Annotated in this window: 24 protein-coding genes and 1 tRNA gene; 16 read left to right on the top strand and 9 right to left on the bottom strand. The window is 65.1% G+C overall.

Annotated elements, in window-relative coordinates:
• Positions 1 to 6: 6 nt before the first annotated feature.
• The 5 genes from ACLD02_RS04850 to ACLD02_RS04830 all read left to right on the top strand — a co-directional run bounded on the left by ACLD02_RS04850 (position 7) and on the right by ACLD02_RS04830 (position 6,605).
• The gene (locus tag ACLD02_RS04850) at positions 7 to 1,287 is read left to right on the top strand and encodes a YeaH/YhbH family protein (RefSeq protein ID WP_203102747.1); all 1,281 of its coding nucleotides are present in this window, start codon (positions 7 to 9) and stop codon (positions 1,285 to 1,287) included.
• A complete protein-coding gene (locus tag ACLD02_RS04845) occupies positions 1,284 to 2,795 on the top strand; it encodes a SpoVR family protein (RefSeq protein WP_203102749.1) in 1,512 nt (503 codons plus the stop codon). The genes ACLD02_RS04850 and ACLD02_RS04845 overlap by 4 nt, the downstream gene beginning before the upstream one ends.
• 82 nt (positions 2,796 to 2,877) lie before the next feature.
• A complete protein-coding gene (locus ACLD02_RS04840; RefSeq protein ID WP_410298074.1) occupies positions 2,878 to 3,900 on the top strand; it encodes a Fe(3+) ABC transporter substrate-binding protein in 1,023 nt (340 codons plus the stop codon).
• Between the two features lie 4 nt (positions 3,901 to 3,904).
• A complete protein-coding gene (locus ACLD02_RS04835; protein ID WP_410298073.1) occupies positions 3,905 to 5,578 on the top strand; it encodes an ABC transporter permease in 1,674 nt (557 codons plus the stop codon).
• Positions 5,547 to 6,605 (top strand): ABC transporter ATP-binding protein, encoded by a 1,059-nt coding sequence (locus ACLD02_RS04830; protein ID WP_203102755.1) that lies wholly within the window; start codon positions 5,547 to 5,549, stop codon positions 6,603 to 6,605. The genes ACLD02_RS04835 and ACLD02_RS04830 overlap by 32 nt, the downstream gene beginning before the upstream one ends.
• Positions 6,606 to 6,654: 49 nt before the next feature.
• Here ACLD02_RS04830 and ACLD02_RS04825 read toward each other — a convergent pair whose 3' ends face one another.
• Together ACLD02_RS04825 and ACLD02_RS04820 are read right to left on the bottom strand one after the other, a co-directional pair.
• Positions 6,655 to 7,632 carry an NAD(P)H-dependent flavin oxidoreductase gene (locus ACLD02_RS04825; RefSeq protein WP_203102757.1) on the bottom strand — a complete coding sequence of 326 codons (978 nt, stop codon included), beginning with the start codon at positions 7,630 to 7,632 and terminating at the stop codon, positions 6,655 to 6,657.
• Between the two features lie 63 nt (positions 7,633 to 7,695).
• Positions 7,696 to 8,619, bottom strand: a complete 924-nt coding sequence (locus ACLD02_RS04820) for a DMT family transporter (protein ID WP_410298072.1) — start codon at positions 8,617 to 8,619, stop codon at positions 7,696 to 7,698.
• A gap of 150 nt (positions 8,620 to 8,769) precedes the next feature.
• On the opposite strand from ACLD02_RS04820, the gene ACLD02_RS04815 reads away from it, so the two are divergent.
• From ACLD02_RS04815 to ACLD02_RS04795, 5 genes are all read left to right on the top strand, one after another.
• Entirely contained in the window at positions 8,770 to 10,011 is a 1,242-nt protein-coding gene (locus ACLD02_RS04815) for a multifunctional CCA addition/repair protein (RefSeq protein ID WP_203102766.1), read from the top strand.
• Positions 9,999 to 10,736 (top strand): pteridine reductase, encoded by a 738-nt coding sequence (locus ACLD02_RS04810; protein WP_410298071.1) that lies wholly within the window; start codon positions 9,999 to 10,001, stop codon positions 10,734 to 10,736. The genes ACLD02_RS04815 and ACLD02_RS04810 overlap by 13 nt, the downstream gene beginning before the upstream one ends.
• A 113-nt stretch (positions 10,737 to 10,849) precedes the next feature.
• Positions 10,850 to 11,794, top strand: coding sequence for a hypothetical protein (locus ACLD02_RS04805; protein WP_203102770.1), 945 nt, complete (start codon positions 10,850 to 10,852; stop codon positions 11,792 to 11,794).
• A gap of 239 nt (positions 11,795 to 12,033) precedes the next feature.
• Entirely contained in the window at positions 12,034 to 12,780 is a 747-nt protein-coding gene (locus tag ACLD02_RS04800; protein ID WP_203102772.1) for a hypothetical protein, read from the top strand.
• A gap of 80 nt (positions 12,781 to 12,860) precedes the next feature.
• Positions 12,861 to 13,790: a hypothetical protein gene (locus tag ACLD02_RS04795; RefSeq protein ID WP_410298070.1), complete on the top strand. Its 930-nt coding sequence runs from the start codon at positions 12,861 to 12,863 to the stop codon at positions 13,788 to 13,790.
• A gap of 3 nt (positions 13,791 to 13,793) precedes the next feature.
• On the opposite strand, the gene folK is transcribed toward ACLD02_RS04795, so the two are convergent.
• Both folK and folB read right to left on the bottom strand, forming a co-directional pair.
• Positions 13,794 to 14,285, bottom strand: coding sequence for a 2-amino-4-hydroxy-6-hydroxymethyldihydropteridine diphosphokinase (folK, locus tag ACLD02_RS04790; RefSeq protein WP_203102776.1), 492 nt, complete (start codon positions 14,283 to 14,285; stop codon positions 13,794 to 13,796).
• Entirely contained in the window at positions 14,285 to 14,641 is a 357-nt protein-coding gene (gene folB / locus ACLD02_RS04785) for a dihydroneopterin aldolase (RefSeq protein WP_203102778.1), read from the bottom strand. Before folB ends, folK begins: the two co-directional genes overlap by 1 nt.
• A gap of 47 nt (positions 14,642 to 14,688) precedes the next feature.
• Between folB and plsY the strand changes: the two genes are divergently transcribed.
• The gene (gene plsY / locus ACLD02_RS04780) at positions 14,689 to 15,303 is read left to right on the top strand and encodes a glycerol-3-phosphate 1-O-acyltransferase PlsY (protein ID WP_410298069.1); all 615 of its coding nucleotides are present in this window, start codon (positions 14,689 to 14,691) and stop codon (positions 15,301 to 15,303) included.
• Between the two features lie 89 nt (positions 15,304 to 15,392).
• Here the strand turns inward: plsY and tsaD are convergent, their stop codons facing one another.
• Complete coding sequence (gene tsaD / locus ACLD02_RS04775) at positions 15,393 to 16,442, bottom strand: tRNA (adenosine(37)-N6)-threonylcarbamoyltransferase complex transferase subunit TsaD (protein ID WP_410298068.1); 1,050 nt, start codon at positions 16,440 to 16,442, stop codon at positions 15,393 to 15,395.
• 203 nt (positions 16,443 to 16,645) lie between these two features.
• On the opposite strand from tsaD, the gene rpsU reads away from it, so the two are divergent.
• The 5 genes from rpsU (at position 16,646) to ACLD02_RS04750 (ending at position 21,485) form a co-directional block, all read left to right on the top strand.
• On the top strand, positions 16,646 to 16,861 hold the full coding sequence (gene rpsU, locus ACLD02_RS04770; RefSeq protein ID WP_014993329.1) for a 30S ribosomal protein S21: 216 nt from the start codon (positions 16,646 to 16,648) through the stop codon (positions 16,859 to 16,861).
• A 39-nt stretch (positions 16,862 to 16,900) separates the two neighbouring features.
• Entirely contained in the window at positions 16,901 to 17,347 is a 447-nt protein-coding gene (locus tag ACLD02_RS04765) for a GatB/YqeY domain-containing protein (protein ID WP_410298067.1), read from the top strand.
• A gap of 62 nt (positions 17,348 to 17,409) precedes the next feature.
• Entirely contained in the window at positions 17,410 to 19,335 is a 1,926-nt protein-coding gene (gene dnaG / locus ACLD02_RS04760) for a DNA primase (RefSeq protein ID WP_410298066.1), read from the top strand.
• A 119-nt stretch (positions 19,336 to 19,454) separates the two neighbouring features.
• A complete protein-coding gene (gene rpoD, locus ACLD02_RS04755; RefSeq protein WP_203102795.1) occupies positions 19,455 to 21,353 on the top strand; it encodes an RNA polymerase sigma factor RpoD in 1,899 nt (632 codons plus the stop codon).
• Positions 21,354 to 21,408: 55 nt separating this feature from the next.
• Positions 21,409 to 21,485 (top strand) — tRNA-Ile (locus ACLD02_RS04750).
• Between the two features lie 229 nt (positions 21,486 to 21,714).
• Here ACLD02_RS04750 and ACLD02_RS04745 read toward each other — a convergent pair.
• The 4 genes from ACLD02_RS04745 to ACLD02_RS04730 all read right to left on the bottom strand — a co-directional run bounded on the left by ACLD02_RS04745 (position 21,715) and on the right by ACLD02_RS04730 (position 24,884).
• Entirely contained in the window at positions 21,715 to 22,113 is a 399-nt protein-coding gene (locus ACLD02_RS04745; protein ID WP_410298065.1) for a GreA/GreB family elongation factor, read from the bottom strand.
• A gap of 206 nt (positions 22,114 to 22,319) precedes the next feature.
• The gene (gdhA, locus tag ACLD02_RS04740) at positions 22,320 to 23,672 is read right to left on the bottom strand and encodes an NADP-specific glutamate dehydrogenase (RefSeq protein WP_410298064.1); all 1,353 of its coding nucleotides are present in this window, start codon (positions 23,670 to 23,672) and stop codon (positions 22,320 to 22,322) included.
• A 96-nt stretch (positions 23,673 to 23,768) separates the two neighbouring features.
• Entirely contained in the window at positions 23,769 to 24,524 is a 756-nt protein-coding gene (locus tag ACLD02_RS04735; protein WP_410298063.1) for a DUF4336 domain-containing protein, read from the bottom strand.
• A gap of 48 nt (positions 24,525 to 24,572) precedes the next feature.
• Positions 24,573 to 24,884: a DUF1330 domain-containing protein gene (locus ACLD02_RS04730; RefSeq protein WP_203102826.1), complete on the bottom strand. Its 312-nt coding sequence runs from the start codon at positions 24,882 to 24,884 to the stop codon at positions 24,573 to 24,575.
• Positions 24,885 to 24,979: the final 95 nt, after the last annotated feature.

The following is a 24,979-nucleotide window of genomic DNA, read 5'->3' as shown; positions in this document are numbered from 1 at the left end:
CCTCCCATGAGCTACATCATCGACCGGCGTTTGAACGGCAAACACAAGAGCACCGTCAACCGGCAGCGCTTCCTGGACCGCTACCGGCGGCACATCCGCGAGGCGGTGAACGACGCGGTGGGTCGCCGTTCGATCCAGGATATGGAACAGGGCGAGCGTATCACCATCCCGCAGAAGGATCTGTCCGAGCCGATCTTCCATCACGGCAGTGGCGGTCGCCGCAATGTGGTGCACCCGGGCAACAAGGAATTCCAGCAGGGTGACCGCGTCAAGAAACCGTCCGGTGGCGAAGGCGGCGCCGGCGGGCAGCAGGCCGGCGACAGCGGCGACGGCGAGGATGAATTCGCCTTCCAGATCGACCCCCGGGAATTTCTCAACTTCCTGTTCGAGGACCTGGAGCTGCCTAATCTGGTGAAGCGTCACCTGGAAGGCGCACGCAGTTTCCACCTTCGCCACGGCGGCATCGTCAGCCACGGCATCCCCGCCAAGGTCAACATCGTGCGCTCCATGCGCCAGGCCTCCATGCGCCGTCGCGCCCTGTCCGCCGCCAGCCGCAAGCGGCTGCGCGCGCTCAAGGCGGAACACGAGGAACTGCTGCAGCAGGACCAGTCCCCACAACGCCGGGAACGGCTGGCGGAGCTGGAAGAGCAGATCGCCAAACTGCAGCGGCGTCTGGAACGCATCCCGTTCCTCGACGAAGTGGATCTGCGTTACAACCACCACGTCAAGGTGCCGCGCCCGGTGAGCCGGGCGGTGATGTTCTGCATCATGGATGTGTCCGGCTCCATGAACCAGGACATGAAGGATCTCGCCAAACGTTTCTTCCTGCTGCTTTATCTTTTCCTGCAGCGCAACTATGAACACACCGAGGTGGTCTTCATCCGCCACCACACCAGCGCCAAGGAAGTCACCGAGGAGGAATTCTTCTACTCCCGGGAGACCGGCGGCACCATTGTCTCCAGCGCGCTCAAGCTGACCCTGGACATCATCAAGGAACGCTATCCGGTGGACGAATGGAATCTCTACGGTGCCCAGGCCTCCGATGGTGATAACTGGAACGACGATTCACCGGGCTGCGCCAGCCTGCTGGAAAAGGAATTGCTGCCACGCATGCAGCACTTTTCCTACGTGGAGGTCATGCCACGCAGTCACCAGGCCCTGTGGGATCAATACCAGGGCGTGATGGAACGCAACGGCGATTTCTTCTCCATGGCGCAGATCGACGCGCCGGGCGACATCTATCCCGTGTTCCGCCAGTTGTTCAGAAAACGGATGGAGGCGGTATGACCGTGACCGAGAGCAAACTGCTGTCCACCGGGTCCGACTGGGACTTCGAAACCCTGGACCGCTATGACCGGGCCATCGCCGGGCTGGCCCATGGCAAGTACGGCCTGGATACCTACCCCAATCAGATCGAGGTTATTTCCTCCGAGCAGATGATGGACGCCTATTCCTCCGTGGGCATGCCGGTGGGCTACAACCACTGGTCATTCGGCAAGCAGTTCGTGGAGGTGGAGGGCCGCTACCGGCGCGGCCAGATGGGCCTCGCTTATGAGATCGTGATCAATTCCAATCCCTGCATCGCCTACCTGATGGAAGAGAACACCATCACCATGCAGGCCCTGGTGATCGCCCACGCCAGCTACGGCCATAATTCCTTCTTCAAGGGCAACTATCTGTTCAAGACCTGGACCGATGCCTCGGCGATCATCGACTACCTGGTGTTCGCGCGCCATTACATCGCCGAATGCGAGCAGCGCCATGGGGTCGCCGCCGTGGAGGAAATCCTGGATTCCTGCCATGCCCTGATGAACTACGGCGTGGACCGCTACAAACGCCCCACGCCGATTTCCGCCATGGAAGAGAAACGCCGCCAGCGCGAGCGCGAGGAAGTGCTGCGCCAGCAGGTTTCCGAGCTGTGGAAGACGTTCCCCGACCTGCGGCCCGCCACCCAGCGCCGCGAGCCCAATTTCCGCTATCCGGCGGAACCGCAGGAAAACCTGCTCTATTTCCTGGAAAAGAACGCCCCCTTGCTGGAGCCCTGGCAGCGGGAGTTGATCCGCATCGTGCGCAAGATGGCACAGTACTTTTATCCGCAGCGCCAGACCAAGGTCATGAACGAGGGCTGGGCCACCTTCTGGCACTACACCCTGCTCCACGACCTGTATGACAATGGCCAGGTAAGTGACGGTTTCATGCTGGAATTTCTGCAAAACCACAGCCAGGTCATCTATCAGCCGCCGTTCGACTCGCCCTACTATTCCGGCATCAACCCTTATGCGCTGGGCTTCGCCATGTTCACCGACATCCGGCGTATCTGTGAGCGGCCCACCGACGAGGACCGGCTCTGGTTTCCGGACATCGCCGGCAGCGACTGGCTGGCCACCCTCAAGTTCGCCATGGAGAGCTTCAAGGACGAGAGCTTCATTCAGCAGTTCCTTTCACCCCGGCTGATCCGCGAGTTCAAGCTGTTCAGCCTGTTCGATGACAACGAACGGGACTACATCGAAATCGACGCCATCCACGACGAGCGCGGCTACAAGATAATCCGCAACAAGCTCTCCGAGCAGTACAACCTGAGCATCCAGGAACCCAACATCCAGGTGTACGACGCCGACGTGCGCGGCGACCGCTCCCTGACCCTGCAGCACATCCGCCAGCATCACCGGCCCCTGGACGAGAAAAGCAGCCGCGAGGTGCTGCGTCACCTTTACCGGCTGTGGGGGTTCGAGGTGCACCTGGAAAGCGTGGACAACGGTACCGTGGTGGAGCGCCTGTCGATTCCGGACCTGTGATACGTCCGGTACCTTGATTGATAAATATTCTCATTAATGCTTCTATCCGGGCCGTGTTGTTTCCAGCCTGGAGAAGCTTTTTATGCGCCGTTTTGGTCTGCTTGCATCCGCCCTTTCCGCCACCCTGGTCCTGACCGGTTGCGGCTCCCCCACCGAGGAAGTGAACGTCTACTCCGCCCGCAAGGAAGCCCTGATCAAACCGCTGCTGGACCGCTACAGTGAACAAAGCGGCGTTACCGTCAACCTGATCACCGGCAGCGCCGATGCCCTGGTGGAACGGATGAAGGCGGAAGGGGAACACAGCCCCGCCGATCTGCTGATCACCACCGACGCCGGCCGCCTGTACCGGGCCCAGCGGGAAGGCCTGCTTACCGCCACCCAAAGCGACGAGCTGGACCGCCAGGTGCCGCCGGCCCTGCGCGAGCCGGAAGGCCGCTGGTTTGGCCTGTCCGTGCGCGCCCGGGTGATCGCCTACGCCCCCGACCGGGTGGACCCGGCCAACCTGTCCACCTACGAGGCGCTGGCCGACGAACAATGGGTCAAGCGCATCTGCATCCGCTCCTCGGACAACATCTACAACCAGTCCCTGGTGGCCAGCCTGATCGCCCATGACGGCGAAGCGGACACCCAGGAGTGGGCCGAGGGGCTGGTGGCCAACCTGGCCCGCGACCCGGTCGGCGGCGACCGCGACCAGATCAAGGCGGTGGCCGCCGGCGAATGCGATCTGGCGGTGGTGAACACCTACTATCTGGGCATGATGCAGGCCGCCGAAGACGCCGAAACCCGTGACATCGGCAACCGCATGGCGGTGTTCTGGCCCAATCAGGATGGCCGGGGCACCCACGTCAACATCTCCGGCGCCGGCGTCGCCAGCCACGCCCCGAACCCGGACCACGCGGTGGAACTGCTGGAGTTCCTGGTCAGCGACGAATCCCAGCAATGGTACGCGGAAACCAACCACGAATACCCGGTGCGCCCGGGTGTACCGGTAAGCGAGCGCCTGCAATCCTGGGGTGAATTCAAGCAGGACGACCTGCCCCTGGTGAAACTCGGCGAACTGAACGCCGAGGCGGTGAAGGTGATGGACCGGGCGGGCTGGAAATAACCCCTTGCCTCCCGGTTCCTCCAGGCGTGCCCGGGCGCGCTCCTGGCTGCTGCTGAGCCTGGCCCTGGCGCTGGCCGCCCCGGTACTGGTGGTGGCCGGCAGCTGGCTGGCCGGCGCTTCCCCCAACTGGGCCCATTTGCGCGCCACCGTTCTGCCGGACTACGCCCGGCTGTCACTGCTGCTGGCCGCCGGCACCGGCCTGGGCACCCTGGTGATCGGCGTGGGCGCCGCCTGGGCGGTGGCGCGCCTGCGCTTTCCCGGCCACGGGGTGCTGGAGTGGGCCCTGCTGCTGCCCCTGGCCTGCCCCGCCTATCTGATCGCCTACACCTGGACCGGCCTGCTGGCCAGCGAGGGCGCCCTGCAACGGGCCCTGTCCTTGCCGCTGCCGGACATTCGCGGCCCGACCGGGGCGGTGGCCATGTTCACCCTGGTGCTCTACCCCTATGTGTACCTGATGGCGCGCGCCGCCTTCGTCGGCCAGGCCGCCCTGGCCCAGGAAGTGGCACGCACCCTGGGCGCCGGTCCCTGTCGCCGTTTCTTCCGGGTCGCCCTGCCGCTGGCGCGGCCCGCCATCGTCGCTGGTCTGGCCCTGGTGCTAATGGAAACCCTGGCCGACTACGGCACCGTGGCCTACTTCGGCGTGCCCACCCTGAGCACCGGCATCTACCGCACCTGGTTCGGCCTGGGTGACCGCCTGGCGGCGGCGCAGCTGGCCGGTGTCCTGCTGCTGGCCATGGTCGCCCTGCTGTGGGTGGAGCGGCGTGCCCGCCAGCAGCGCCGCATCGCTGGCGCCGAAAGTCCGCCGGCGCCACCCCGAGTGCTGTCCCGGGGCCGGGGGCTGCTCCTGGCGGCTCTGCTGTGGCTGCCGGTGGTGTTCGGCTTCCTGCTACCGGTGATCCAACTGGCGGCCTGGAGCCTGCCGCGCTGGCGCGGCCTGCTGGCACCGGAGTTCCTGCGTCTGCTCGGCACCAGCCTGCTGATCGCCGCCTGCACGGCGGCGGCGGCCACCGCTCTGGGCCTGCTGCTGGTCTGGGCGCGAAGACTGCACGCCGACCGCCCACGGCGGCTGGCGGCACGGCTGGCCGGCTTCGGCTACGCGGTGCCGGGCACGGTATTGGCGGTGGGCGTGGTGATCGTGCTGGCCGGTCTGGACCGGGGCCTTAACGGCGCGCTCGCCGCCGTGGGCCTGCCACGGCCGGGCCTGCTGTTCTCCGGCACCCTGTTCGCGGTGATCTTCGCCTGCACGGTGCGCTTCCTGACCATCCCGGTGCAGGGCCTGGACGCCGGCCTGCAGGCGCTGTCGCCCAACCTGGACAGCGCCGCCCGCTCCCTGGGCCGGCGGCCACCGGGCCTGCTGCGCCATGTGCATCTGCCGCTGCTGCGCGTGCCCCTGGCCACCAGCGCCCTGCTGGTGTTCGTCGATACCCTCAAGGAACTGCCGGCGGCGCTGGTACTCAGACCCTTCAATACCAATACCCTGGCGGTGCGCGCCTTCGAGCTGGCCTCCGACGAGCGGCTCGCGGACGCCGCCCTGCCGGCGCTGGCGATCCTGCTCGCCGGGGTGGCGCCGGTGCTGCTGCTGACCCGTTCCATGCGTCCCGCCGGCCACGGCGCGCCGGGCGGCGCCCGCCTGTCCATGGAGAGCCATGCGGAAGAAAGCCATGCTGACCCTCGATGATCTGTCCCTGAGCTTCCACCACCAGCCGGTGCTGGAGGCGGTGAGCCTGACCCTGGAGGAAGGCCATATCGGCTGCCTGATCGGCCCCTCCGGGTGCGGCAAGACATCGCTGCTCAGGCTGATCGCCGGCTTTCTGTCACCGTCCCGCGGGCGCGTTGCCCTGCACGGCGACACGGTGGCCGGCGACGGCCACTGGGTGGCGCCGGAGGCGCGCCGGGTGGGCATGGTGTTCCAGGACATTGCCCTGTTCCCGCACCTGGATGTGGCCGCCAACATCGCCTTCGGGCTGCATCAGTGGCCGGCGGCGCAACGGCAGCGGCGGGTGCGGGAACTGCTCGCCCTGGTGGGCCTGCCCGGCCTGGGACGGCGCTACCCGCACCAGCTCTCCGGCGGCCAGCAACAACGCATCGCCCTGGCCCGGGCGCTGGCGCCCCGGCCCCGACTGCTGCTGCTCGATGAGCCTTTTTCCGCTCTGGACGCGGAGCTGCGTGAACAGATCAGCCGGGATGTGCGGCACATCCTGCGGCGCGAAGGCATTACCGCGCTGTTCGTCACCCATGACCAGAACGAAGCCTTCGCCCTGGCGGATCTGGTGGGGGTAATGCACGACGGCCACCTTCTGCAGTGGGACACGCCGTACCGGGTCTATCACCGGCCGGAACACCGCTTCGTGGCGGATTTCATCGGCGGCGGCGTGCTGATTCCCGGTCGCGTCAGCGGACCTCGACGGGTGGAGACGGCCCTGGGTGATCTGGGCGGGGAGCTACCGGACGGCACGTCCCCGGGCGACGCGGTGGAGGTGCTGCTGCGCCCGGACGATCTGGTGATCGACGATGCCGGGCCGCGCCGGGCGCGGGTGGTGGAGCGGGTATTCCGGGGCGCTCGCATGCTCTACACCCTGGAGCTGGACAACGGCCAGCGGCTACCCTGCCTGGCCCCCAGCCACCATGCCCATGAGGAAGGCACCGGGGTGACGGTGCGCCTGGATCTGGAGCACCTGGTGGTATTCACGGCGGATCGCGGCTGAAGCCGCTCCTGCACAGGATTCGCAGGAACGGCCTTAGCCGCGAACGGGTTCAATCGAGCAGGTTCACCAGCCGCTGGCGAATGGTGCTGGTGCATTCGTCGATGATCGACGCCACCAGTTCCTCGCAGGATGGAATCGCGTCGATCAGCCCCTGCACCATGCCGCTGGTCCAGATGCCGTAATCCACGTCGCCCTCGGTGAGCGCCACCTTGCCCTTGGCGCCGGCCACCATGTCGCTGATCAGCTCGAACTTCATGTCCTTGCCGGCCTCGCGCTCGATCTCGTTGACCCGCTCGGCGACCTTGTTCTTGTACACCCGGGCGGTGTTGCGCAGGGGGCGGTAGACCAGCGTGGTATCCCGCTCGGAGCCCTCGACGATGGCGCGCTTGATGTTGTCGTGGATGGGCGCTTCCTTGGTGGCCATGAAGCGGGTGCCCATGTTGATGCCATCGGCGCCCAGGGCCAGACAGGCGGCCATCTGCGCGCCGGTACCGATGCCACCGGAGGCCACCATGGGGATGTCCAGCACCTTGGCGGCGGCGGGCAGCAGCACCAGGTTGGTGACGTCGTCCTCGCCGGGGTGGCCGGCGCACTCGAAGCCATCCACGGATACCGCCGCGCAGCCCAGGCTCTGGGCCTTCAGCGAGTGGCGCACGGAGGTGCATTTATGGATCACCTTGACGCCGTGCTCGTTGAACAGCGCCATGAACGGCTCCGGGCTGCGCCCGGCGGTTTCCACGATCTTGACGCCGGACTCGACGATGGCCCGGGCGTATTCCTCGTAGGGCACCGGTTTGATGGTCGGCAGCAGGGTCAGGTTGACGCCGAACGGCTGGTCGGTCATCTCCTGGCAACGGGCGATCTCACGAGCCAGATCCTCCGGCGTCGGCTGGGTCAGCCCGGTGATGATACCCAGGGCACCGGCGTTGGACACCGCGGAGGCCAGCTCCGCGTAGCCCACGTTCTGCATGCCGCCCTGGATAATCGGATAACGGGTACCCAGCAATTCGGTAAGACGTGTTTTCATGGCGATCTCTCTCCCAAGGTGATTGGCCGACCCTACCCAGGCGCCCGGGCAAGGACAATGATCTTATCCGTCACCAACAGTGGCGGAAACGACCTGACGCCGCACCCGCCGGTCGCCGAACAGGTAAAATCCCAGCGCCGCCACGATCACCGCCGCGCCGGCCAGAACCCGTGGCCCGAGCTGCTCATCGTTAAGCAACGCGCCCAGCGACAGCGCCAGCACCGGCGTGATCAGCGTCACCAGGGCCACCGTGGCCGCCGGCAGCCGGGTCAGTACCAGGAAATAACAATAAAAGCCCACCAGGGAACCGAATACCGCCAGATAGACGATCGCGCCCAGACCGCGCACGTCCCCGCTCCACGCCACGCCCTGGCCAGTGGCCAGCAACGCCGCGCCATACAACGGCAACGACAACAACAGCCCGCCCACGGTCTGCTGCATGGGCGCGAGACCGGCCCCCACGCGCTGCACCACGATGCCGGACAACGCGAACAGCGTGACCGCCGAGAGAATCCACAGCATGCCACGGCCACGCCGGTCCACCACCTCGACGCCACCCCACAGCGTCCCCAGGCTGTCGCCAAATACCAGTGCCAGCCCGGCCAACCCCAGCAGACAGGCCCCCCAGTGCCAGCCGTTGAACCGCTGCCCGCCGGGCAGCCACTGCATCATCACCCCGGAAATCAAAGGCGCCATGCCGAACACCACGGAAATCAGCCCGGAGGGCAAATCCCGGGCCGCCATATAGCTACAGCCCATGGCACCGAAAATGCCCGGCAAGGCGGCACCGTAGCTGGTCAGGGCGCGCCGGTGGAGCGGCAGCCCCTGCCCGCGCGCCAACAACCAGAGCAAGCCCAGCGCCGCCGCCAGCGCCATGCGCGAACCGGCGGCGGCGAATGCCGGCAACGCCTCACCGCTCCATTTAATACCCAGGGGCGTGGTCGCCCACACGGCGATCACGATCAAATAGGCAGCCAGGGTGTTCATGGCATTCCTTCACAAAAAAAGGGGCGGGGTTGTCCCAGGCCGGGCACCCGGGGAAAATGCGTCGGTCAAAAAAAACGCGGCTCAACCGCGTTGGCTTGCGAATAAAAACAGACGTGCGACCATTCTGCGTTAAAGGGTTGGTGACAACAAATGGATATCTATCTTGTAGGCGGCGCGGTTCGAGACGAACTGCTCGGCCTTCCGGTCAAGGAACGAGACTGGGTGGTGGTGGGCGCCACCCCGCAACAACTCATCGATCAGGGCTTTCGCCCGGTCGGCAAGGATTTTCCCGTTTTTCTGCATCCGCAGACCGGCGAGGAATACGCGCTGGCGCGCACCGAACGCAAAAGCGGCCACGGCCACGGCGGCTTCACCTTTCATGCTGATCCGTCCATCTCCCTGGAACAGGACCTGATCCGCCGCGATCTGACCATTAACGCCATGGCGCGCACCGCCGACGGCGAGGTCATCGACCCCTTCAACGGCCGCCACGATCTCAAAGCCCGGATATTGCGCCATGTCTCCCCGGCCTTCGCCGAGGACCCGTTACGCGTGCTGCGTGTGGCCCGCTTCGCCGCCCGCTACCGCTGGCTGGGGTTCCGGGTGGCGGAGGAAACCGAGGAACTGATGGGCGACATCGTGCTCAGCGACGAGCTCAGGCATCTGCCCGCCGAAAGGGTCTGGAAGGAAACCAGCCGCGCGCTCATGGAACGCTCTCCCCAGGTGTTCCTGCAAACCCTGCACGACTGCGGTGCCCTGGGTGAATTGTTCCCGGAGCTGGCCAACCTGGACGGCGTGCCGCAATGCCCGGACCACCACCCCACCGTGGACGTGCTCACCCATCAATACCGCTGTCTGGCCCAGGCCGCCCGTCAGAAGCTGCCCTTGACGTGCCGCTTCGCCCTGCTCTGTCATGATCTTGGCAAGGCGGAAACACCGCCGGACGGCTGGCCCGAACACCGTGGCCACGAACGGCGCAGCGAAGTGCTGGCACGGGAGTTCGCGGAGCGACTCAAGGTGCCCAGGGAAATGGCCGACGCCGGTGTCACCATGGCCCGCTGGCAACGGCGCGCGCATCGCGTTTTCAATCTGCGCGCGGTGGACATCTGGGAGCTGCTTCACAGTCTGGACGTGCTTCGCCGCCCCCGGCGGCTGAAGTTTTTCCTGAGCGCCTGCGAGGCCGACGCGCGCACCTGCGCCGCCGACCCCAAGGCCCCCTTCCCGCAGGGCGAATTTCTCAATGGCGCGGCCGAGGCGGTACGCCAGGTGGACGCCACCGCCCTGCGCGAAGCCGGCCTGGCCGGCCCCGCCCTGGGCCGCGCCCTGGAAGAAAAACGCATCAAGGCCATCCGGGAATACAAACGGGAGTTCACCCAGCAATGGCGCCAATAGCCCTGGTCACCGGCGGAGCTCGCCGCATCGGCGCGCGCATCGCGCACACCCTCCACGAACGCGGTTGCCGGGTACTGATTCATTACCGGCACAGTGAAGCGGACGCCGTGGCACTGGCCGATCGCCTCAACGGCCTGCGCCCGGACAGCGCCGCCACCTTGCGCGCCGACCTGAACGACCCGGACGCGGTACGCGACCTGGCGGCACGCGCCCTTGACCATTTTGGCGGCATGGACCTGCTGGTCAACAACGCGTCCAGTTTCTATCCCACGCCGCTGGCGGATGCCGGCGACGACGACTGGGACGCACTCATGCACAGCAACCTGCGCGCGCCCTTCCTGCTCAGCCAGGGGCTCGCCGAGGCCCTGGCCCGCGACGGTGGCGGCGCCATCGTCAACATCGTCGATGTCTACGCGGAAAAGCCCCTGGCGGCCCACCCTCTCTACTGCATGGCCAAGGCCGGCCTGGCGATGATGACCAAAAGCCTGGCCCGGGAGCTTGGCCCGGCGGTACGCGTCAACGGCGTCTCCCCCGGCCCCATTCTGTGGCCGGAGCAAGGCGGCGAGGATCAGGCCGCCATTCTTGGCGCCACCGCGCTGAAGCGCGCCGGCGACCCGGATGACATCGCCAGCACCGTGGCCTGGCTGGCCCTCGACGCGCCCTATGTGACCGGCCAGATCCTGGCCGTGGACGGCGGCCGCTCGCTCACCCTGGCCGGCGCCTGAGCCGGCGCTGCGGGACAAACCGCACAACCTCCCGGGACACCGGTGAAAGCCACCCCCCGCCTCCCCCTGGCAGACTCAAGCATCACAATAACGACACCTCAGGGGGAACCTCCATGCCTTCAACGCTGCTGCGCCGGGCACTGCCCGTGCTTGCTCTTTCACTGGCCGCCTGTGGCGGTGACCACGATCATCGTCGCGGCGAAGCATCACCGCCAGCCACCACCCCCACCGCCCTGACCATCGACGAACACAACGGCGATGGTCTGTTGGGCGAAGTGATGTTCATCACCACGCTGATGACATTGAACGTGACCTACGACCTGAATCTCCACACCTTCGCGCTGCCGGTAACCTCCTGCGAAAATGACGGCACGCTGCGGCGGGATCGGCAGGCCGGTGGCGACCAGCGGATCACCGCCATCGAATACCGCGATTGCCTGACCTCCCTGGGCCCCGACACCACCCTGACGCTGGATGGCGAACTGGCCATCGACTATGAGGACGACACCCCGGGCTCCCCCTTCCGCATCCAGGCATCCGGGTTTACCTCCCACCTGCGCGAAACACGACAAGGCACCCTGTATGGCAACCGAACCCGTCTCGACGGCGCGCTGCGAATGACGCCGGATCCGGTCACCGGCCTGCCCTTCGCCAGTATCAGCGACGCCGACCTGACACTGGACTTCGACTACCTGGAAGACGACATCGCCCTCAACCATTGGCGGTGGCGGTTACAGGACTTCGCGATACCTTTCTCCGTGAACCCGATGACCGGCGGCATGGGCATGGGTGCCAGCGGACGGCTGACCCTGTTCGGCGACGGACAGGCCCGGGGATTCGTGGACGTGTACACCGACGCCCCGCTTTCCACCTCCATGGCGGCCTGCCCGGACTCCGGCGACCTCACCGTGACCGGCGCCGACGGCGGCTACATCCGTCTGACCATTCCTAACGCCAATGAAGCGGTGCTGACCACCAATGGCGACGGCGACCTGATCAACTGCGGTCAACTGCTTGATCTCACCGATCCGATGAACGTGCTGGTAATCGCCCACTGAATCCCGCCACGCCGGAAAAATTCATTTCCTTTTTGCTCATCATGCGGATAGTCTCCCAAAAAATTTTATTGCAAATTTTCCATTATTTTTAAGAAAAAATTGCCGGGGGACATCCGAAAATGAGACTTTATTCTTACACTTCACGTCGGGCGACACCGTTATGCATGGTCGCTACTTTCTCTGCCTGCCTGCTTCTTGCCGCCTGTGAAGAAGACAGCTACCACGCACCGGAATCGACGGTGTCCGAAGACAGCGCGCCCACCGCGCTCGACCAATCCACGGCCAGTTATTTCGCTGCGCCGAAGATCATTAACTACGGCCCGGCGCTGGCCAATAACGCGATCCCCGGACCCTGCTTCAGCAGTGGTGACGTCCAGGTGGAAACCGACGCCGAAAACCGCGTATCACGGATCACCTACAACGCCTGCAGCGAGGATTTCGGGCCCGGTTTCTCATCTCTGACCGACGGTGTGGTGACGTTTGAATATGACGCGGGCGGCACTCTGACAGGCCTGATCATGGACGACTTCTCCGAGGAAACCGTGCTCGGCGATGATAACCAACAGGTCAGATTCGACGGCACCATGGAGTTCCCGAACGGCCCGTCCTCACCGCCCAGCTATACGGCCAACGGCGACTACCGGTTCATCCGCGAGTTTCCTTCCGACAATCAGAACGTGGCGATGAGCTTCAAGGATTTCGTGGTTGAAAGCTCGGTAAGTGGCACCGACATCATCCAGATCATGAGCGGCCGCCTTTCCCTACCGGACGGTGACACCTATCTGACCGTCGACACCGGCGACACTGGGCTGCGTCGCCCCTCCGGCTCCTCCTGCGCGACCGCCGGCACCCTCACCCTGACCGCCGAGGACGGCAGCTACACCAGCGTCACCTTCAACGGCGAGGACCACATCGTGGTGTCGGTGAACGGCGTGGCGCAACCGGAACGCACCTGCGACGAATACCTGGCATTCATCGAAGACTGATCCACTAACCGGGCTCGGATCCGACCGCCCGATGGAAACGGGCGGCGGGCCGGGCCCGTTCTCTCCATTGGGGGCTAAAAATGTTCACTCGAAAACATCCGGCCGTGGCGGCCTTGCTCGCCACGGGAGCGCTGCTGTGCGCCTGTAATGAATCCTCCTCGAGCAGCGCGGAGGAACCAGGGTCGGAGACGCCCAATTCCCTGGTGCTCAGCGACGAGAACGCCGCCGAGGCGTTACGACTGGCGCTGGATACACCCCGCGTTCTGCCCGATGCACTTTTGTATCTGGTCATGTACGCGGGCATGGGCGCGAGCCAGGAAACCTGCCTGAACGATCCCGAGGGCACCGTGGATGGCGCCATGACCGGCAACCGCCCCGACCAGGCGCGGTTCGACAACTGCGCCGTCGAGCAATACTACGGCGAGACCACCTGGGCGGATGGCCACGTCCGGTTCGCGTTCGAGAACGAACAGGATGTATCGCCGTTCACCATGACCATGGAAGATTACGCGCTACATACCCTTCGCCCCGACCCGTATTGGGAAGAGACACTTCAAGCGGACGGCGCCGTGCATATCTCACCGTCGAGCTACGGCATGGCGATCGCCAGTATCCGTGATTTCAACGGCAGCCTGGAGTTCACGTCCCGGCAAGGTGGCAGCCAGAACCCGTGGCAAGTCGATTCGAGCTGGACGTTCAACGGGTTCGGCCTTGAGATCGAAGAGGGCGGCCGCGGGCCCGAATCGCTGACCATGGAAGGGCAACTGAGTTTTAGCAGCCCGCTTCAGGGCAGCGTCACCCTGACCACCCATGTGCCGCTCTACCATTCACACGATGAAATGATCGAGTGCCCAGATCGGGGAGATCTGACCATGGAAGGCGACGAAGGTACCTCGTTGAACCTGTCCATCATCGACAACGAGACCCTCCAGGTGACCGTGAATGGTGTCACCGACACCTATGATTGCGAGGGTTTTCTGGAGTGGTCCCAGGGCAACTTCATTTTCTAGCAATCAGGGCCAGAGAAAAGGCACCTGCCACAGGCGCTGTTCGGGGAAGCGGTATTCGTCGAGCAGCGCCGCGTAGCCGCGCTTGAGCACCGGGTGCTCGGCGGAGGGAGCGAGATCGGCGAGCGGGCGCAGCACGAAGGCGTGCTTGAGGATCTCGCCCCGGGGCAGTTTGACGCCTTCCACCTCGCCGGTAAGGTCGCCATAGGTAAGGATATCGATGTCCAGGGTGCGGCTGGAGAATTTCTTTTCGCCGCGCACCCGGCCGTGGGCCCGTTCAATGTCGCGCAGCCGGTTGGCCAGTTCGCCCACCGGCAGGTCGGTATCCAGGGCCGCCACCAGGTTGTAGAAGGCGTCGCCACTGAAGCCCACCGCTTCGCTTTCGTACACCGGGCTGAGATCGAGGTCACCGAACTCCGCGGCCAGCCGGTCCAGGCCAGAGCGGATATTGTGATCGCGGTCGATATTGGAGCCGAGGCTTAAATACACCCTTGCCATCAGGCACGCTCCCCGCGCTCGATGATCACGCCCACGTCCCGGGAACCGCGCAGGGCACCGGGCTTGCTCAAGCGAAGCTTCAGCCAGGACACGCCGAACTCCTCCAGCACCAGTTGCGCCACCCGCTCCGCCAGGGTCTCCACCAGCTGGAAGTCGCTCTCCTCGATGTATTGGATGATGCGCTTGCCGATGGCCTTGTAGTTCAAGGCATCATCGATGTGATCGCTGGCGGCGGCGCGGCGGATGTCCGCCGCCATTTCCAGATCCAGGCTCACGGTCTGTCGGATACGGCGCTCCCAGTCGTAGATGCCGATCACCGTGTCCACCTTGAGGTCGCTGATATAGACGATGTCCATGCTGGTCCTTGATAATGCCGACGATTCTGAGAACGGGATTATAGCCGGTGGACACCTTAGCATTACAGGAAAGTGGAGTCTGGCTGCTGCCTTTGTGCGCGGCCGCCTACCTGCTGGGATCGATTTCCAGCGCCATTCTGGTGTGCCGGCTGTTCGGCTACCCGGACCCGCGCACCGAGGGCTCCAGTAACCCGGGCGCCACCAATGTGCTGCGCATCGGCGGCAAACCCGCCGCCGCCCTCACCCTGCTGGGCGACGTGCTCAAGGGCACCCTCCCGGTGGCGCTGGCCTACGGCCTGGGCATGAACGCCTTCGCCGCCGCCCTGGTCGGCTTCTGCGCCTTCCTGGGTCATCTGTTCCCGGTGTTCTTCCAGTTCCGTGGCGGCAAGGGCGTGGCCACCGCCTTCGGGCTGCTGTTCCCACTGCACTGGCCCAGCGGCCTGGTGGCCGGCGCGGTCTGGCTGCTGGTGTTCGCGCTGACGCGGATTTCCTCGGTGGCATCGCTGAGCGCCTTCGTGGCCGCGCCCATCAGCCTGTGGTTCTGGCTGCCGGCGGCGTTCTGGCCGATGGTGGCGCTCACCGCCATCATGATCTTCCGCCACCGCACCAACCTGGCCAAGCTGCTCAGCGGCGAGGAACTGGGGTTTCGCGGTAAGCGGTAGTGGCTGATCGCGACTGAAGTCGCTCCTACAACGGACCTTGTAGGAGCGACTGGGCGGCACTCCGCTTCAGTCGCGATGAAAGCCCGCGATCAGGCGCTCAGCGGGTTCAGCTCCGCCAGCGGCCAGCGCGGGCGTACGGCGATGGGCAGGCCGCTGTGCTCCCCGGCGGCCAACCGCAGGGCTCCGGCGTAGGCGATCATGGCGCCATTGTCGGTGCAGTAGGCCAGCCCCGGGTAGAACACCCGCACGCCCCGTTTGGCCATGGCCGCGTCCAGCTTTTCCCGCAACGAACGGTTGGCGCTGACGCCACCGGCCACCACCAGCCGCTCGCCGCCGGTCTGCTCCATGGCCCGCCGGCACTTGATCACCAGGGTATCCACCGCCGCGTCCTGGAACGCCAGGGCGATGTCCGCCCGGTCCTGGTCGGACAGGGCGTCGGCGCCACCCAGATCATTGATGGTATTAAGGGTGAAGGTCTTCAGGCCGGAGAAGCTCATGTCCAGGCCGGGGCGGTCGGTCATCGGCCGGGGAAAGCGGAACCTGCCCGCCTCGCCCTTCTCCGCCAGGGCGGCGATGCGCGGCCCGCCCGGATACCCCAGCCCCATCATCTTGGCGACCTTATCGAAGGCTTCGCCAGCGGCGTCGTCAACGGACTCGCCCAGGGGCCGATAGTCGCCCAGGGCGCGGGCTTCCAGCAGCAGGGAGTGGCCGCCGCTGACCAGCAGTGCCACGAACGGGAAATCGGGGCGCTCTTCTCCGGGCCGCGGCGCTTCCTCCAGCAACGGCGCCAGCAGGTGGCCTTCCATATGGTGCACCGGCACCGCCGGCACGCCCCAGCCGTAGGCCAGGGAGCGGCCCACGCCAGCCCCCACCAGCAGGGCCCCGGCCAGGCCCGGGCCGGCGGTGAAGGCGACACCGTCCACCTGCTCCGGCCCGCAGCCGGCCTCGCTGAGCACCTGGCGGATCAGCGGCAGCACGCGGCGCACATGATCGCGGCTGGCCAGTTCCGGCACCACGCCCCCATAGGCGGCGTGCATGTCGATCTGACTGAACAGCGCCTGGCCGAGCAGGCCGCGCTCCGTGTCATAGAGGGCGACGCCGGTCTCGTCGCAGCTGGATTCGATGCCCAATACGCGCATTTTTGCTCCCGTTTCGCCGGCGCGGGCGCGATGCCCGACCGGGACGCGCATGATACCGCCAAGGGCCATGCTTTGCATTTTCTCCGGGCTCAGGTAGAATTCGCGCCTCGCTGTCTGGGTGGCCCATTGCCGCCCCAGGGACACCTGAGCCCCGACAGCCCCAATTAACCGCAATATTCAATATTCAAGGTAGGTGATACTTCATGCCTCAGGTGAAAGTGAAAGAAGGCGAACCCTTCGACGTGGCCCTGCGCCGTTTCAAGCGTTCCTGCGAAAAAGCCGGTGTGCTCTCCGAAGTCCGTCGTCGCGAGAACTACGAGAAGCCCACCCAGGAGCGTAAGCGCAAGCGGGCCGCCGCTGTAAAGCGTCACCTGAAAAAGCTGCAGCGCGAGCAGCTGGCGCGTAAGCGTCTGTACTAAGGACAACGCCGGGCCCCGCCCGGCGTTTCCGGTTTCGTCATGAGCGCGCTCCAGGACCAACTCAACGCCGCCGTGAAGGACGCCATGCGCGCCAGGGATAAAGCGCGCCTGGGAACGCTTCGCATGGCCACCGCCGCGATCAAGCAGGTCGAGGTGGATGAACGTATTGAGCTGGACGACGCGCGCGTTCTGGCGCTGCTCGACAAGCAGATCAAGCAGCGCAAGGATGCCGCCAGCCAGTACCGCGACGCCAACCGGGCCGATCTGGCCGAGGTGGAAGAAGCGGAAATCGCGGTGCTCCAGGAATTCCTGCCCGCCCAGCTTGACGAGACGGAAATCCAGGCTCTGATCGAGCAGGCCATCGCCCAGACCGGTGCCTCCGGCATGCAGGACATGGGCAAGGTGATGGGCGTGCTCAAGCCGCGGTTGCAGGGCCGCGCCGACATCGGCGCCGTCAGCGGCAAGGTCAAACAACGTCTAGCCTAGGATCATCGCTGGCCCGCGCCATTGCTTGATCCGGCGCGTCACTGCGAGGAAGATTCCCTTCCATGGCCGGCCGCATTCCCGAACACTTCATCCAGGATCTTCTGGCGCGCACCGATCTGGTGGCGCTGATCGATTCCCGCGTGCCCCTGAAAAAGACCGGCCGCAACTATTCGGCCTGCTGCCCCTTCCATCAGGAAAAGACGCCTTCTTTCACCGTGGCTCCGGACAAGCAGTTCTACTACTGCTTCGGCTGCGGCGCCTCCGGCAACGCGGTCGGCTTCCTGATGGAGTACGACCACCTCAGCTTCCCGGAGGCAGTGGAACAGCTGGCCACCCGGGCCGGCATGGAAGTGCCCCGCGAGGGGGGCGGCGACGCCCGCAAGGAAAAGGCCCGCCGCGACCGGCTGCAGACCCTCTATGACCTGCTGGCCCGGGCGGAACGCTTCTACCGCCAGCAGCTCAAGCACGCCCCGGAGCGCCAGAAGGCGGTGAGCTACCTCAAGGGTCGCGGCCTCACCGGCCAGATCGCCGCCCGCTACGGGCTCGGCTTCGCGCCACCGGGCTACGACAATCTGAGCCAGGGCCTGAGCCTGGACAACGAGGGCATCGAACAGGCCCTCACCGCCGGCCTGCTGGTGCGCAAGGAAGACAGCGGCCGCACCTACGACAAATTCCGCGACCGCATCCAGTTCCCGATCCGCGATGGCCGTGGCCGCACCATCGGCTTCGGCGGCCGGGTACTCGGCGACGGCAAGCCCAAATACCTGAACAGCCCGGAAACTCCGGTGTTCCACAAGGGCAAGGAACTGTACGGCCTGTGGGAGTGGCGCCAGAGCCGGGACAAGACCGACCGCCTGTACGTGGTGGAAGGCTACATGGACGTGATCGCCCTGGCCCAGCATGGCGTGCCCAACGCGGTGGCCACCCTGGGCACCGCCACCAGCGAGGACCACTGCCACACCCTGTTCCGGCAGGTTAACGAGGTGGTGTTCTGCTTCGACGGCGACAACGCCGGCCGGCGCGCCGCCTGGCGGGCCCTGGAATCCGCCCTGCCGGTGCTGGACGACGGCAAGCAGGCGCGTTTTTTGTTCCTGCCCGAAGGCGAGGACCCGGACACGCTGGTACGCGCCCAGGGCCCGGAAGCTTTGTTAGCGCTCACTGACAAAGCGGACACCCTGGCCACCTATCTGTTCCGGCACCTCTCCGAAGGGCTGGACCTGAACACCGTGGACGGTCGCGCCCGCCTGGCCCGGCTCGCCCTGCCGTTCCTCGACAAACCCGCCGGCCCGGTCTACCGGGCTCTGCTGGAAGAGGAACTGGCGCGGCTCACCCGGCTGGAACGCGGCGCCCTGGAAAAACTCCGCGAAAGCCTGCCCAAACCGCGCCGGACGGCTCCGGAACCGCCGCCGGCACGGCCCGAACCGGCGCCCAGGGACGCTGATCCCGGGCCCTGGGACGCACCACCGCCGGAAGGCGACCCGGGCCCGCCACCAGACTGGGCGGATTTCCCCGAGGGAAACGCCCCGGCCCGACCTCCACGCCGGCGTCCGCCGCGCTCCCGGGGCGCCGGCCTGACCCTGGTGGAGCGGTTGGTGCTGGTGCTCCTCTCGCACCCGCAGGTGCTGGATGAACACCCCCTGCCAGAGGGCCTGGAGGAGCTGGAACTGGACCAGCGCGACCTGCTGCAGCAGGTGGCCGCCACCGCCCGGGACCAGGGCGGCTCGCCGGCCGCGCTGCTGGGTGCCGCCATGGCCCTGGACCATGGCGAATCCCTGTCGGCGCTACTGCGCGAGGCGCTCAAGCCGCCCATGGACGCGGACGTGGCGCGCCGCTACTGGGAAGACGCCCTGGGGCACCTGCGCATCCTCGCTCTGGAGCAGGCCCTTGAAGAAGAGCAGCGCCGCCCCAATCCTGACGCATCCCGCCTCGGGGAGCTGATCCAGGCGCTCTCCCAGGCCCGTTCCCGGGCCCGCCAAGGGCCCGTCTGACCGGCCCGGGCCACCCTGGCGTGAAGACCCGGGGGCTTGACCAAACTGGCTCCAGCCCCCATATCCACGTATAATATGCCGTTTCCCAACGACACCTCGTCAACCTACGGACTTTTCGCATGACGTCTCAGAAACAGCAGCAATCACAGCTGAAGCTTTTGATCGCGCTGGGCAAGGAACAGGGCTACCTGACCTACGCCGAGGTGAACGACCACCTTCCCGAATCCATCACTGACACGGATCAGGTGGAAGACATCATCCAGATGATCAATGACATGGGCATCACCGTGGTCGAGAAAGCCACCGATGCCGATCAGATCATGATGGACGAGAGTGCGGAAAGCACCGACGAGATCGCCGCCGAGGAAGCCGCCGCCGTGCTCGCCTCCGTGGAGAATGAGCCCGGCCGCACCACCGACCCGGTGCGCATGTACATGCGCGAGATGGGCACCGTGGAGTTGCTCACCCGGGAAGGCGAAATCGAAATCGCCAAGCGCATCGAGGAAGGCACCCGGGAAGTGATGCACGCCATGGCCTATTGGCCCGGCGCGGTGGAAATGGTCCTTGATGAATACCAGCGCATCATCGACGAGGAGCGCAAGCTCACCGACGTGATCGCCGGCTATCTGGACCCGAATGACGACGGCGCCGCCGCCACCGCCGCCAACAAGGAGCCCCGCTTCAGCCAGAAGAAGAAGGAGGAAGCCGAGGCCGCCAAGAAGGAAGAGGACGAAGAAGACGACGACGAGGACAAGGATAAGGACAAGGACGACGACGACGAGGAAGATGAAGGCGGCCTGGACCCGGTACTGGCCGCGGAGCGCTTCGCCGAGCTGCGCAAGCGCTACGAGAAGGCCGAGCGCTCCCTGAAGCGCAACGGTCGCGACCACGCCAGCACCGCCAAGGCGCTGGAAGCCCTCGCCGATCACTTCACCCTGTTCAAGCTGGTGCCGCGCATCTATGACGAGCTGCTCAACGCGGCCCGCAACCACCTGGACACGGTGCGCAAGTTCGAACGCCAGATCATGACCCTGGCGATCCGCCGCGCCGGCATGCCGCGCCGCGACTTCATCAAGGTGTTCCCGGGCAACGAGACCAACCTGGACTGGGTCGACAACCAGTTGAAGGGCAAGAAGTCCAAGGAAGTGGCCGGCAAGCTGGGCCTGATGAAGGAAGACATCCAGCGCAACCAGCGCAAGATCCTGACGCTGGAAGAAATCGTCGGCCTGCCGGTGGCGGACATCAAGGAAATCAACCGCCGCATCTCCATCGGCGAAGCCAAGGCCCGCCGCGCCAAGAAAGAGATGGTCGAGGCCAACCTGCGCCTGGTGATCTCCATCGCCAAGAAGTACACCAACCGCGGCCTGCAGTTCCTGGACCTGATCCAGGAAGGCAACATCGGCCTGATGAAAGCCGTGGACAAGTTCGAATACCGTCGCGGTTACAAGTTCTCCACCTACGCCACCTGGTGGATCCGGCAGGCCATTACCCGCTCCATCGCGGACCAGGCCCGCACCATCCGGATTCCGGTGCACATGATAGAGACGATCAACAAGATCAACCGCGTGCAGCGCCAGATGCTCCAGGAAATGGGCCGCGAACCGACCCCGGAAGAACTGGGCGTGCGGCTGGAAATGCCGGAAGACAAGGTGCGCAAGGTACTGAAGATCGCCAAGGAACCGATCTCCATGGAAACCCCGATCGGCGACGACGAGGATTCCAGCCTGGGCGACTTCATCGAGGACGGCAACATGGACTCCCCGGTGGACTCCGCCACCTCCCTGGGCCTGGAAGAAGCCACCCGGGAAGTGCTGGCCAACCTCACCGCCCGGGAAGCCAAGGTGCTGCGCATGCGCTTCGGCATCGACATGAACACGGACCACACCCTGGAAGAAGTCGGCAAGCAGTTCGACGTGACCCGGGAGCGTATCCGCCAGATCGAAGCCAAGGCCCTGCGCAAACTGCGCCACCCGTCGCGCAGCGAACACCTCCGCAGTTTCCTGGACGCGGACATGTAAGCTGGTTTATAACTACCGGCCCGGACGGCATCGCCGCCCGGGCCATTTTTTTTGGGGGCCTATAGCTCAATTGGTTAGAGCAGCGGACTCATAATCCGTTGGTTCCAGGTTCAAGTCCTGGTGGGCCCACCACTCATCCCTCATCAAACGCCGGCGCCGCCGTCCCTGGCGCCACGTGTGTGCCTCATATCACCCCAGCCGAAACATCCCTGTTTCAGCGTTCGTCCGCTGCGAAGCTGTGCTTCGGTCCTCCTCACCCCACCACTCGCTTCGCTCGCGCCGGGCAATTCGCTATTTCTTTTCTTTCTTATCGCGGCGTTTTTCCTTCAGCGATCTTTTCGCTTTTTTCTTTTCTTTTTCCTTACTCATGATTTGACTCCTTGCAGGGTTCTACTCGTGTGATCAGCACACTGTATTCGTGGCCGAGAAAACGGGGGTGGACCATGTCGCCGACGCGGGCGCCGAAGAGCGCCTCGCCGAACGGCGAGAGGATCGATATGAAGCGGTGATTGGGCTTGGCGTGGCCGGGTTTCACCAGGACGAAATCCATTTCGCCGCCGTGGTCCAGGTCGACGATCCAGACCCTGGTGCCGATGTCGGCGATCGCCGAGTGGTCCCGTTTACGCTTCCTTTCTTCCATTCTTGCCAACAAGCCGCCGAGCAAATGGGGGGACAACATCCACCATTCGCGAACGGACAGATATCCGCGCGCCTTTTCGGAAAAGCCGGGCAGGCGCCAACGCGCACGCCGGGGCGCCATCAGCACATCTCCTGATTGGAAATAAACAATATGGAAAACGATGAGACGCCGGACGGGCGAGCCCGTCCGGCTTAGCGGAGAAAGGTGGGGGGAGTGATCAGATAAATCCGACAAATAATCACGGCGTGCCTCGAACCATGAATGAACTCAACGTCCGACCATAGCCCAACAAAAATATAAAGCAAGCCGGCGTGATGAAATGCCGGTTAAAACACCCCCTGGTCGATCATGGCATCGGCGACACGGCGGAAGCCGGCAATGTTGGCGCCCAGCACCAGATTGCCCGGCGCGCCGAATTCCAGGGCGGTTTCGCTGGCGCGGCGGTGGATGTCGCTCATGATGGTGCGCAGGGTGCGGTCCACCTGCTCGGCGGACCAGCGCGCCATGGCGGCATTTTGCTGCATTTCCAGCTGGCTGACGGCGACACCGCCGGCGTTGGCGGCCTTGCCCGGCCCGTAGCTGATGCCGGCGCGCAGGAACAGGGACACGGCGTCGCGGGTACAGGGCATGTTGGCGCCTTCGGAGACGCAGTACACACCGTTGGCCAGCAAGGTTTCGGCGTCCGCTCCGAGCAGTTCGTTCTGGGTGGCGCAGGGGAACGCCAGGTCGCCTTCCTGGCGCCATACCGGCAGGCGGCCGCCGTCATAGTCGCTGACCGGGATAAAGGTGGCGTCGTGGTGGGTATCGAGGTAGCTCCGCAGCGCTGCCCGGTCGCGCTCCTTGATGGTCTTCAACAGCGGCACGTCCAGCCCGTCGGTGTGGATCAGGGTGCCACTGGAATCGGAGCAGGTGATCGGCCGGGCGCCCAGCTCCAGCAGTTTTTCCATGGTGTAGAGCGCCACATTACCGGCGCCGGACACCAGACAGCGTTTGCCTTCCAGGGTTTCGCCTTTTTCGGCGAGCATGTTCTCGGCGAAGTACACACAGCCGTAGCCGGTGGCTTCCTTGCGGCCGAGGGAGCCACCCCAGCCGGTGGATTTACCGGTGAGCACCCCTTCAAAACGGCCGCTGAGGCGCCGGTACTGGCCGTACAGGTAACCGATCTCGCGGTGGCCGACGCCGATGTCACCGGCGGGCACGTCCACCGTGGCGCCGATATGACGGTACAGGGCGGTCATGAACGCCTGGCAAAAGCGCATCACTTCGCCCTGGCTGCGGCCCTTGGGGTCGAAGTCCGCGCCGCCCTTGCCGCCACCGAGGGGCAAGCCGGTGAGTGCGTTCTTGAAGATCTGCTCGAAGCCGAGGAACTTGATGATGCCGCTGTTCACGCTGGGGTGAAAACGCAGCCCGCCCTTGTAAGGGCCGAGGGCGGAATTGAACTGAACGCGGTAGCCTTTGTTGACCCGCACGTTGCCGGCGTCATCCACCCAGGCGACGCGGAACAGGATCTGGCGCTCCGGTTCAAGCAAGCGCTCGACCACCCCCTCGCTCCGGTAGCGGGGATCGGCATCCAGCACTGGAGCAAGCACCTCCAGCACTTCCTCCACCGCCTGGTAGAACTCGGTTTGTCCCGGACTGCTTTGTCGCAGACCGTCCATCACGCTGGAAACATGGCTCATAAAAACTCCCTGTAGCAAAGAGCCGAACAATGAAGCGGCTCGGAAAATAAAACACAAAAAAGAAATACGGGCGGCTTGCCCGGTGGTCGGTGACCGCTAAACGTCGAGCCAGGAGAACACCTGACGCAGAAAGGCGGTGCCGTTTTCAGCACGCCAGACGCCGTGGGCCATGATCACCTTCTCCGGCTGCCAGGCAAGCATCCGGCGCACCCGCTGCCGCGCGCGGCGGCGGCGCAGGGTACTCAGGCGCACTTCCAGAGGCGCCTTGCCCGGCCGTTCGGTAATGCCCCACAGTCGCGCGATCCAACGCTGCCAGGGCTTCCAGTGGCGGCGCAGGAAATCGTCACTGAACGCTTCACTGAAGTCCGCCAGGATCACGGTGCGTGACAGGCGGTGGAAGAATACCACTTCATCAAGAAACAAGGCTTCACGCAGCCAGATTTGATCCAGGGCATCCGCCCAGGCCGGTGGCGCGGTGTCGCCCAGGGTACCAGTGAAGGTGAGATCGGTCCTTTTGCGCTGCGTGGAACGCGGCCCCCAGAGTTCAGCGTCCGGCCAGGCCTGTTGCCACTCGCCCAGGTAGAGGTGGTGCAGTTTGTTGGGGCTGATCAGATACCGTACCGGGCCAAGATCGTCCACGAAGGCACGCAGGGCCGGGGTCAGCGGGACCGGCGACCAGACCCAGAGGCCGCCGTCGGGCAGGCGCGCGATCACCGAGCGGGTGGGATACGAGAGCCGGTAGAAGTCCACCACCGGGCCATCCACCAGCCACAGGTCCTCGCCAACCTGCACCGGGATGTCATGGCGGCACTCCTGGTGGGCCGCGGCGGTTTGCTCTGGTGAGCGTGTCATTGATCGCTCCCTGCCAGGAAAGAAAGATGCTGGAACCGGTACGCCGGGTCAGGCTGGGGCGGCGGAACCGTCGATACCATCGACCAGGAAGAAGGGCCCCACCGATCCCCGTTGCCGGGCCGCTTTAAAGGGGGCGTATTCCTCGCTGTGGTAGAAACCCTCCGCCACCTGCCGGGAGGGAAACTCGATAATCAACAAGGTCCCCGGCGGCGGACCCTCCCCTTCAATCCGGTCGACCCGGTTGGTACGCGCCAGGTAACGGCCGCCGAGCCGTTCCACCATAGGCGTGACCCGGGCGACATAATCCTTGATCCAACCCGAGTCGGTAAAGTCGATCATCGCAATCGCATAGCATTTCATGACCAGGTCCTCATTACGATAAAACCCTGACTATCCATCGGCGTGGCGGCGCGGGCAATGACCGGTTTGCCCGGCGGTTCCTGGCCGGTCCGGGG

The organism is Alloalcanivorax sp. C16-2 (assembly GCF_046507615.1).
GTDB lineage: Bacteria > Pseudomonadota > Gammaproteobacteria > Pseudomonadales > Alcanivoracaceae > Alloalcanivorax > Alloalcanivorax marinus_A.
Note: the sequence above shows the minus strand (reverse complement) of the source record. Positions and strands in the feature narration are given on the sequence as shown.

What these genes read in the sequence shown, in the direction of transcription:
- tsaD (WP_410298068.1), bottom strand. Translation starts at nt 16,442, where the DNA reads ATGCGCGTATTGGGCATCGAATCCAGCTGCGACGAGACCGGCGTCGCC.
- ACLD02_RS04810 (WP_410298071.1), top strand. Translation starts at nt 9,999, where the DNA reads ATGGCGCCAATAGCCCTGGTCACCGGCGGAGCTCGCCGCATCGGCGCG.
- ACLD02_RS04830 (WP_203102755.1), top strand. Translation starts at nt 5,547, where the DNA reads ATGCGGAAGAAAGCCATGCTGACCCTCGATGATCTGTCCCTGAGCTTC.
- dnaG (WP_410298066.1), top strand. Translation starts at nt 17,410, where the DNA reads ATGGCCGGCCGCATTCCCGAACACTTCATCCAGGATCTTCTGGCGCGC.
- ACLD02_RS04805 (WP_203102770.1), top strand. Translation starts at nt 10,850, where the DNA reads ATGCCTTCAACGCTGCTGCGCCGGGCACTGCCCGTGCTTGCTCTTTCA.
- ACLD02_RS04845 (WP_203102749.1), top strand. Translation starts at nt 1,284, where the DNA reads ATGACCGTGACCGAGAGCAAACTGCTGTCCACCGGGTCCGACTGGGAC.
- ACLD02_RS04795 (WP_410298070.1), top strand. Translation starts at nt 12,861, where the DNA reads ATGTTCACTCGAAAACATCCGGCCGTGGCGGCCTTGCTCGCCACGGGA.
- rpoD (WP_203102795.1), top strand. Translation starts at nt 19,455, where the DNA reads ATGACGTCTCAGAAACAGCAGCAATCACAGCTGAAGCTTTTGATCGCG.
- gdhA (WP_410298064.1), bottom strand. Translation starts at nt 23,672, where the DNA reads ATGAGCCATGTTTCCAGCGTGATGGACGGTCTGCGACAAAGCAGTCCG.
- ACLD02_RS04745 (WP_410298065.1), bottom strand. Translation starts at nt 22,113, where the DNA reads ATGGCGCCCCGGCGTGCGCGTTGGCGCCTGCCCGGCTTTTCCGAAAAG.
- ACLD02_RS04815 (WP_203102766.1), top strand. Translation starts at nt 8,770, where the DNA reads ATGGATATCTATCTTGTAGGCGGCGCGGTTCGAGACGAACTGCTCGGC.
- folK (WP_203102776.1), bottom strand. Translation starts at nt 14,285, where the DNA reads ATGGCAAGGGTGTATTTAAGCCTCGGCTCCAATATCGACCGCGATCAC.
- ACLD02_RS04820 (WP_410298072.1), bottom strand. Translation starts at nt 8,619, where the DNA reads ATGAACACCCTGGCTGCCTATTTGATCGTGATCGCCGTGTGGGCGACC.
- ACLD02_RS04840 (WP_410298074.1), top strand. Translation starts at nt 2,878, where the DNA reads ATGCGCCGTTTTGGTCTGCTTGCATCCGCCCTTTCCGCCACCCTGGTC.
- ACLD02_RS04730 (WP_203102826.1), bottom strand. Translation starts at nt 24,884, where the DNA reads ATGAAATGCTATGCGATTGCGATGATCGACTTTACCGACTCGGGTTGG.
- ACLD02_RS04735 (WP_410298063.1), bottom strand. Translation starts at nt 24,524, where the DNA reads ATGACACGCTCACCAGAGCAAACCGCCGCGGCCCACCAGGAGTGCCGC.
- folB (WP_203102778.1), bottom strand. Translation starts at nt 14,641, where the DNA reads ATGGACATCGTCTATATCAGCGACCTCAAGGTGGACACGGTGATCGGC.
- ACLD02_RS04850 (WP_203102747.1), top strand. Translation starts at nt 7, where the DNA reads ATGAGCTACATCATCGACCGGCGTTTGAACGGCAAACACAAGAGCACC.
- ACLD02_RS04825 (WP_203102757.1), bottom strand. Translation starts at nt 7,632, where the DNA reads ATGAAAACACGTCTTACCGAATTGCTGGGTACCCGTTATCCGATTATC.
- rpsU (WP_014993329.1), top strand. Translation starts at nt 16,646, where the DNA reads ATGCCTCAGGTGAAAGTGAAAGAAGGCGAACCCTTCGACGTGGCCCTG.
- ACLD02_RS04765 (WP_410298067.1), top strand. Translation starts at nt 16,901, where the DNA reads ATGAGCGCGCTCCAGGACCAACTCAACGCCGCCGTGAAGGACGCCATG.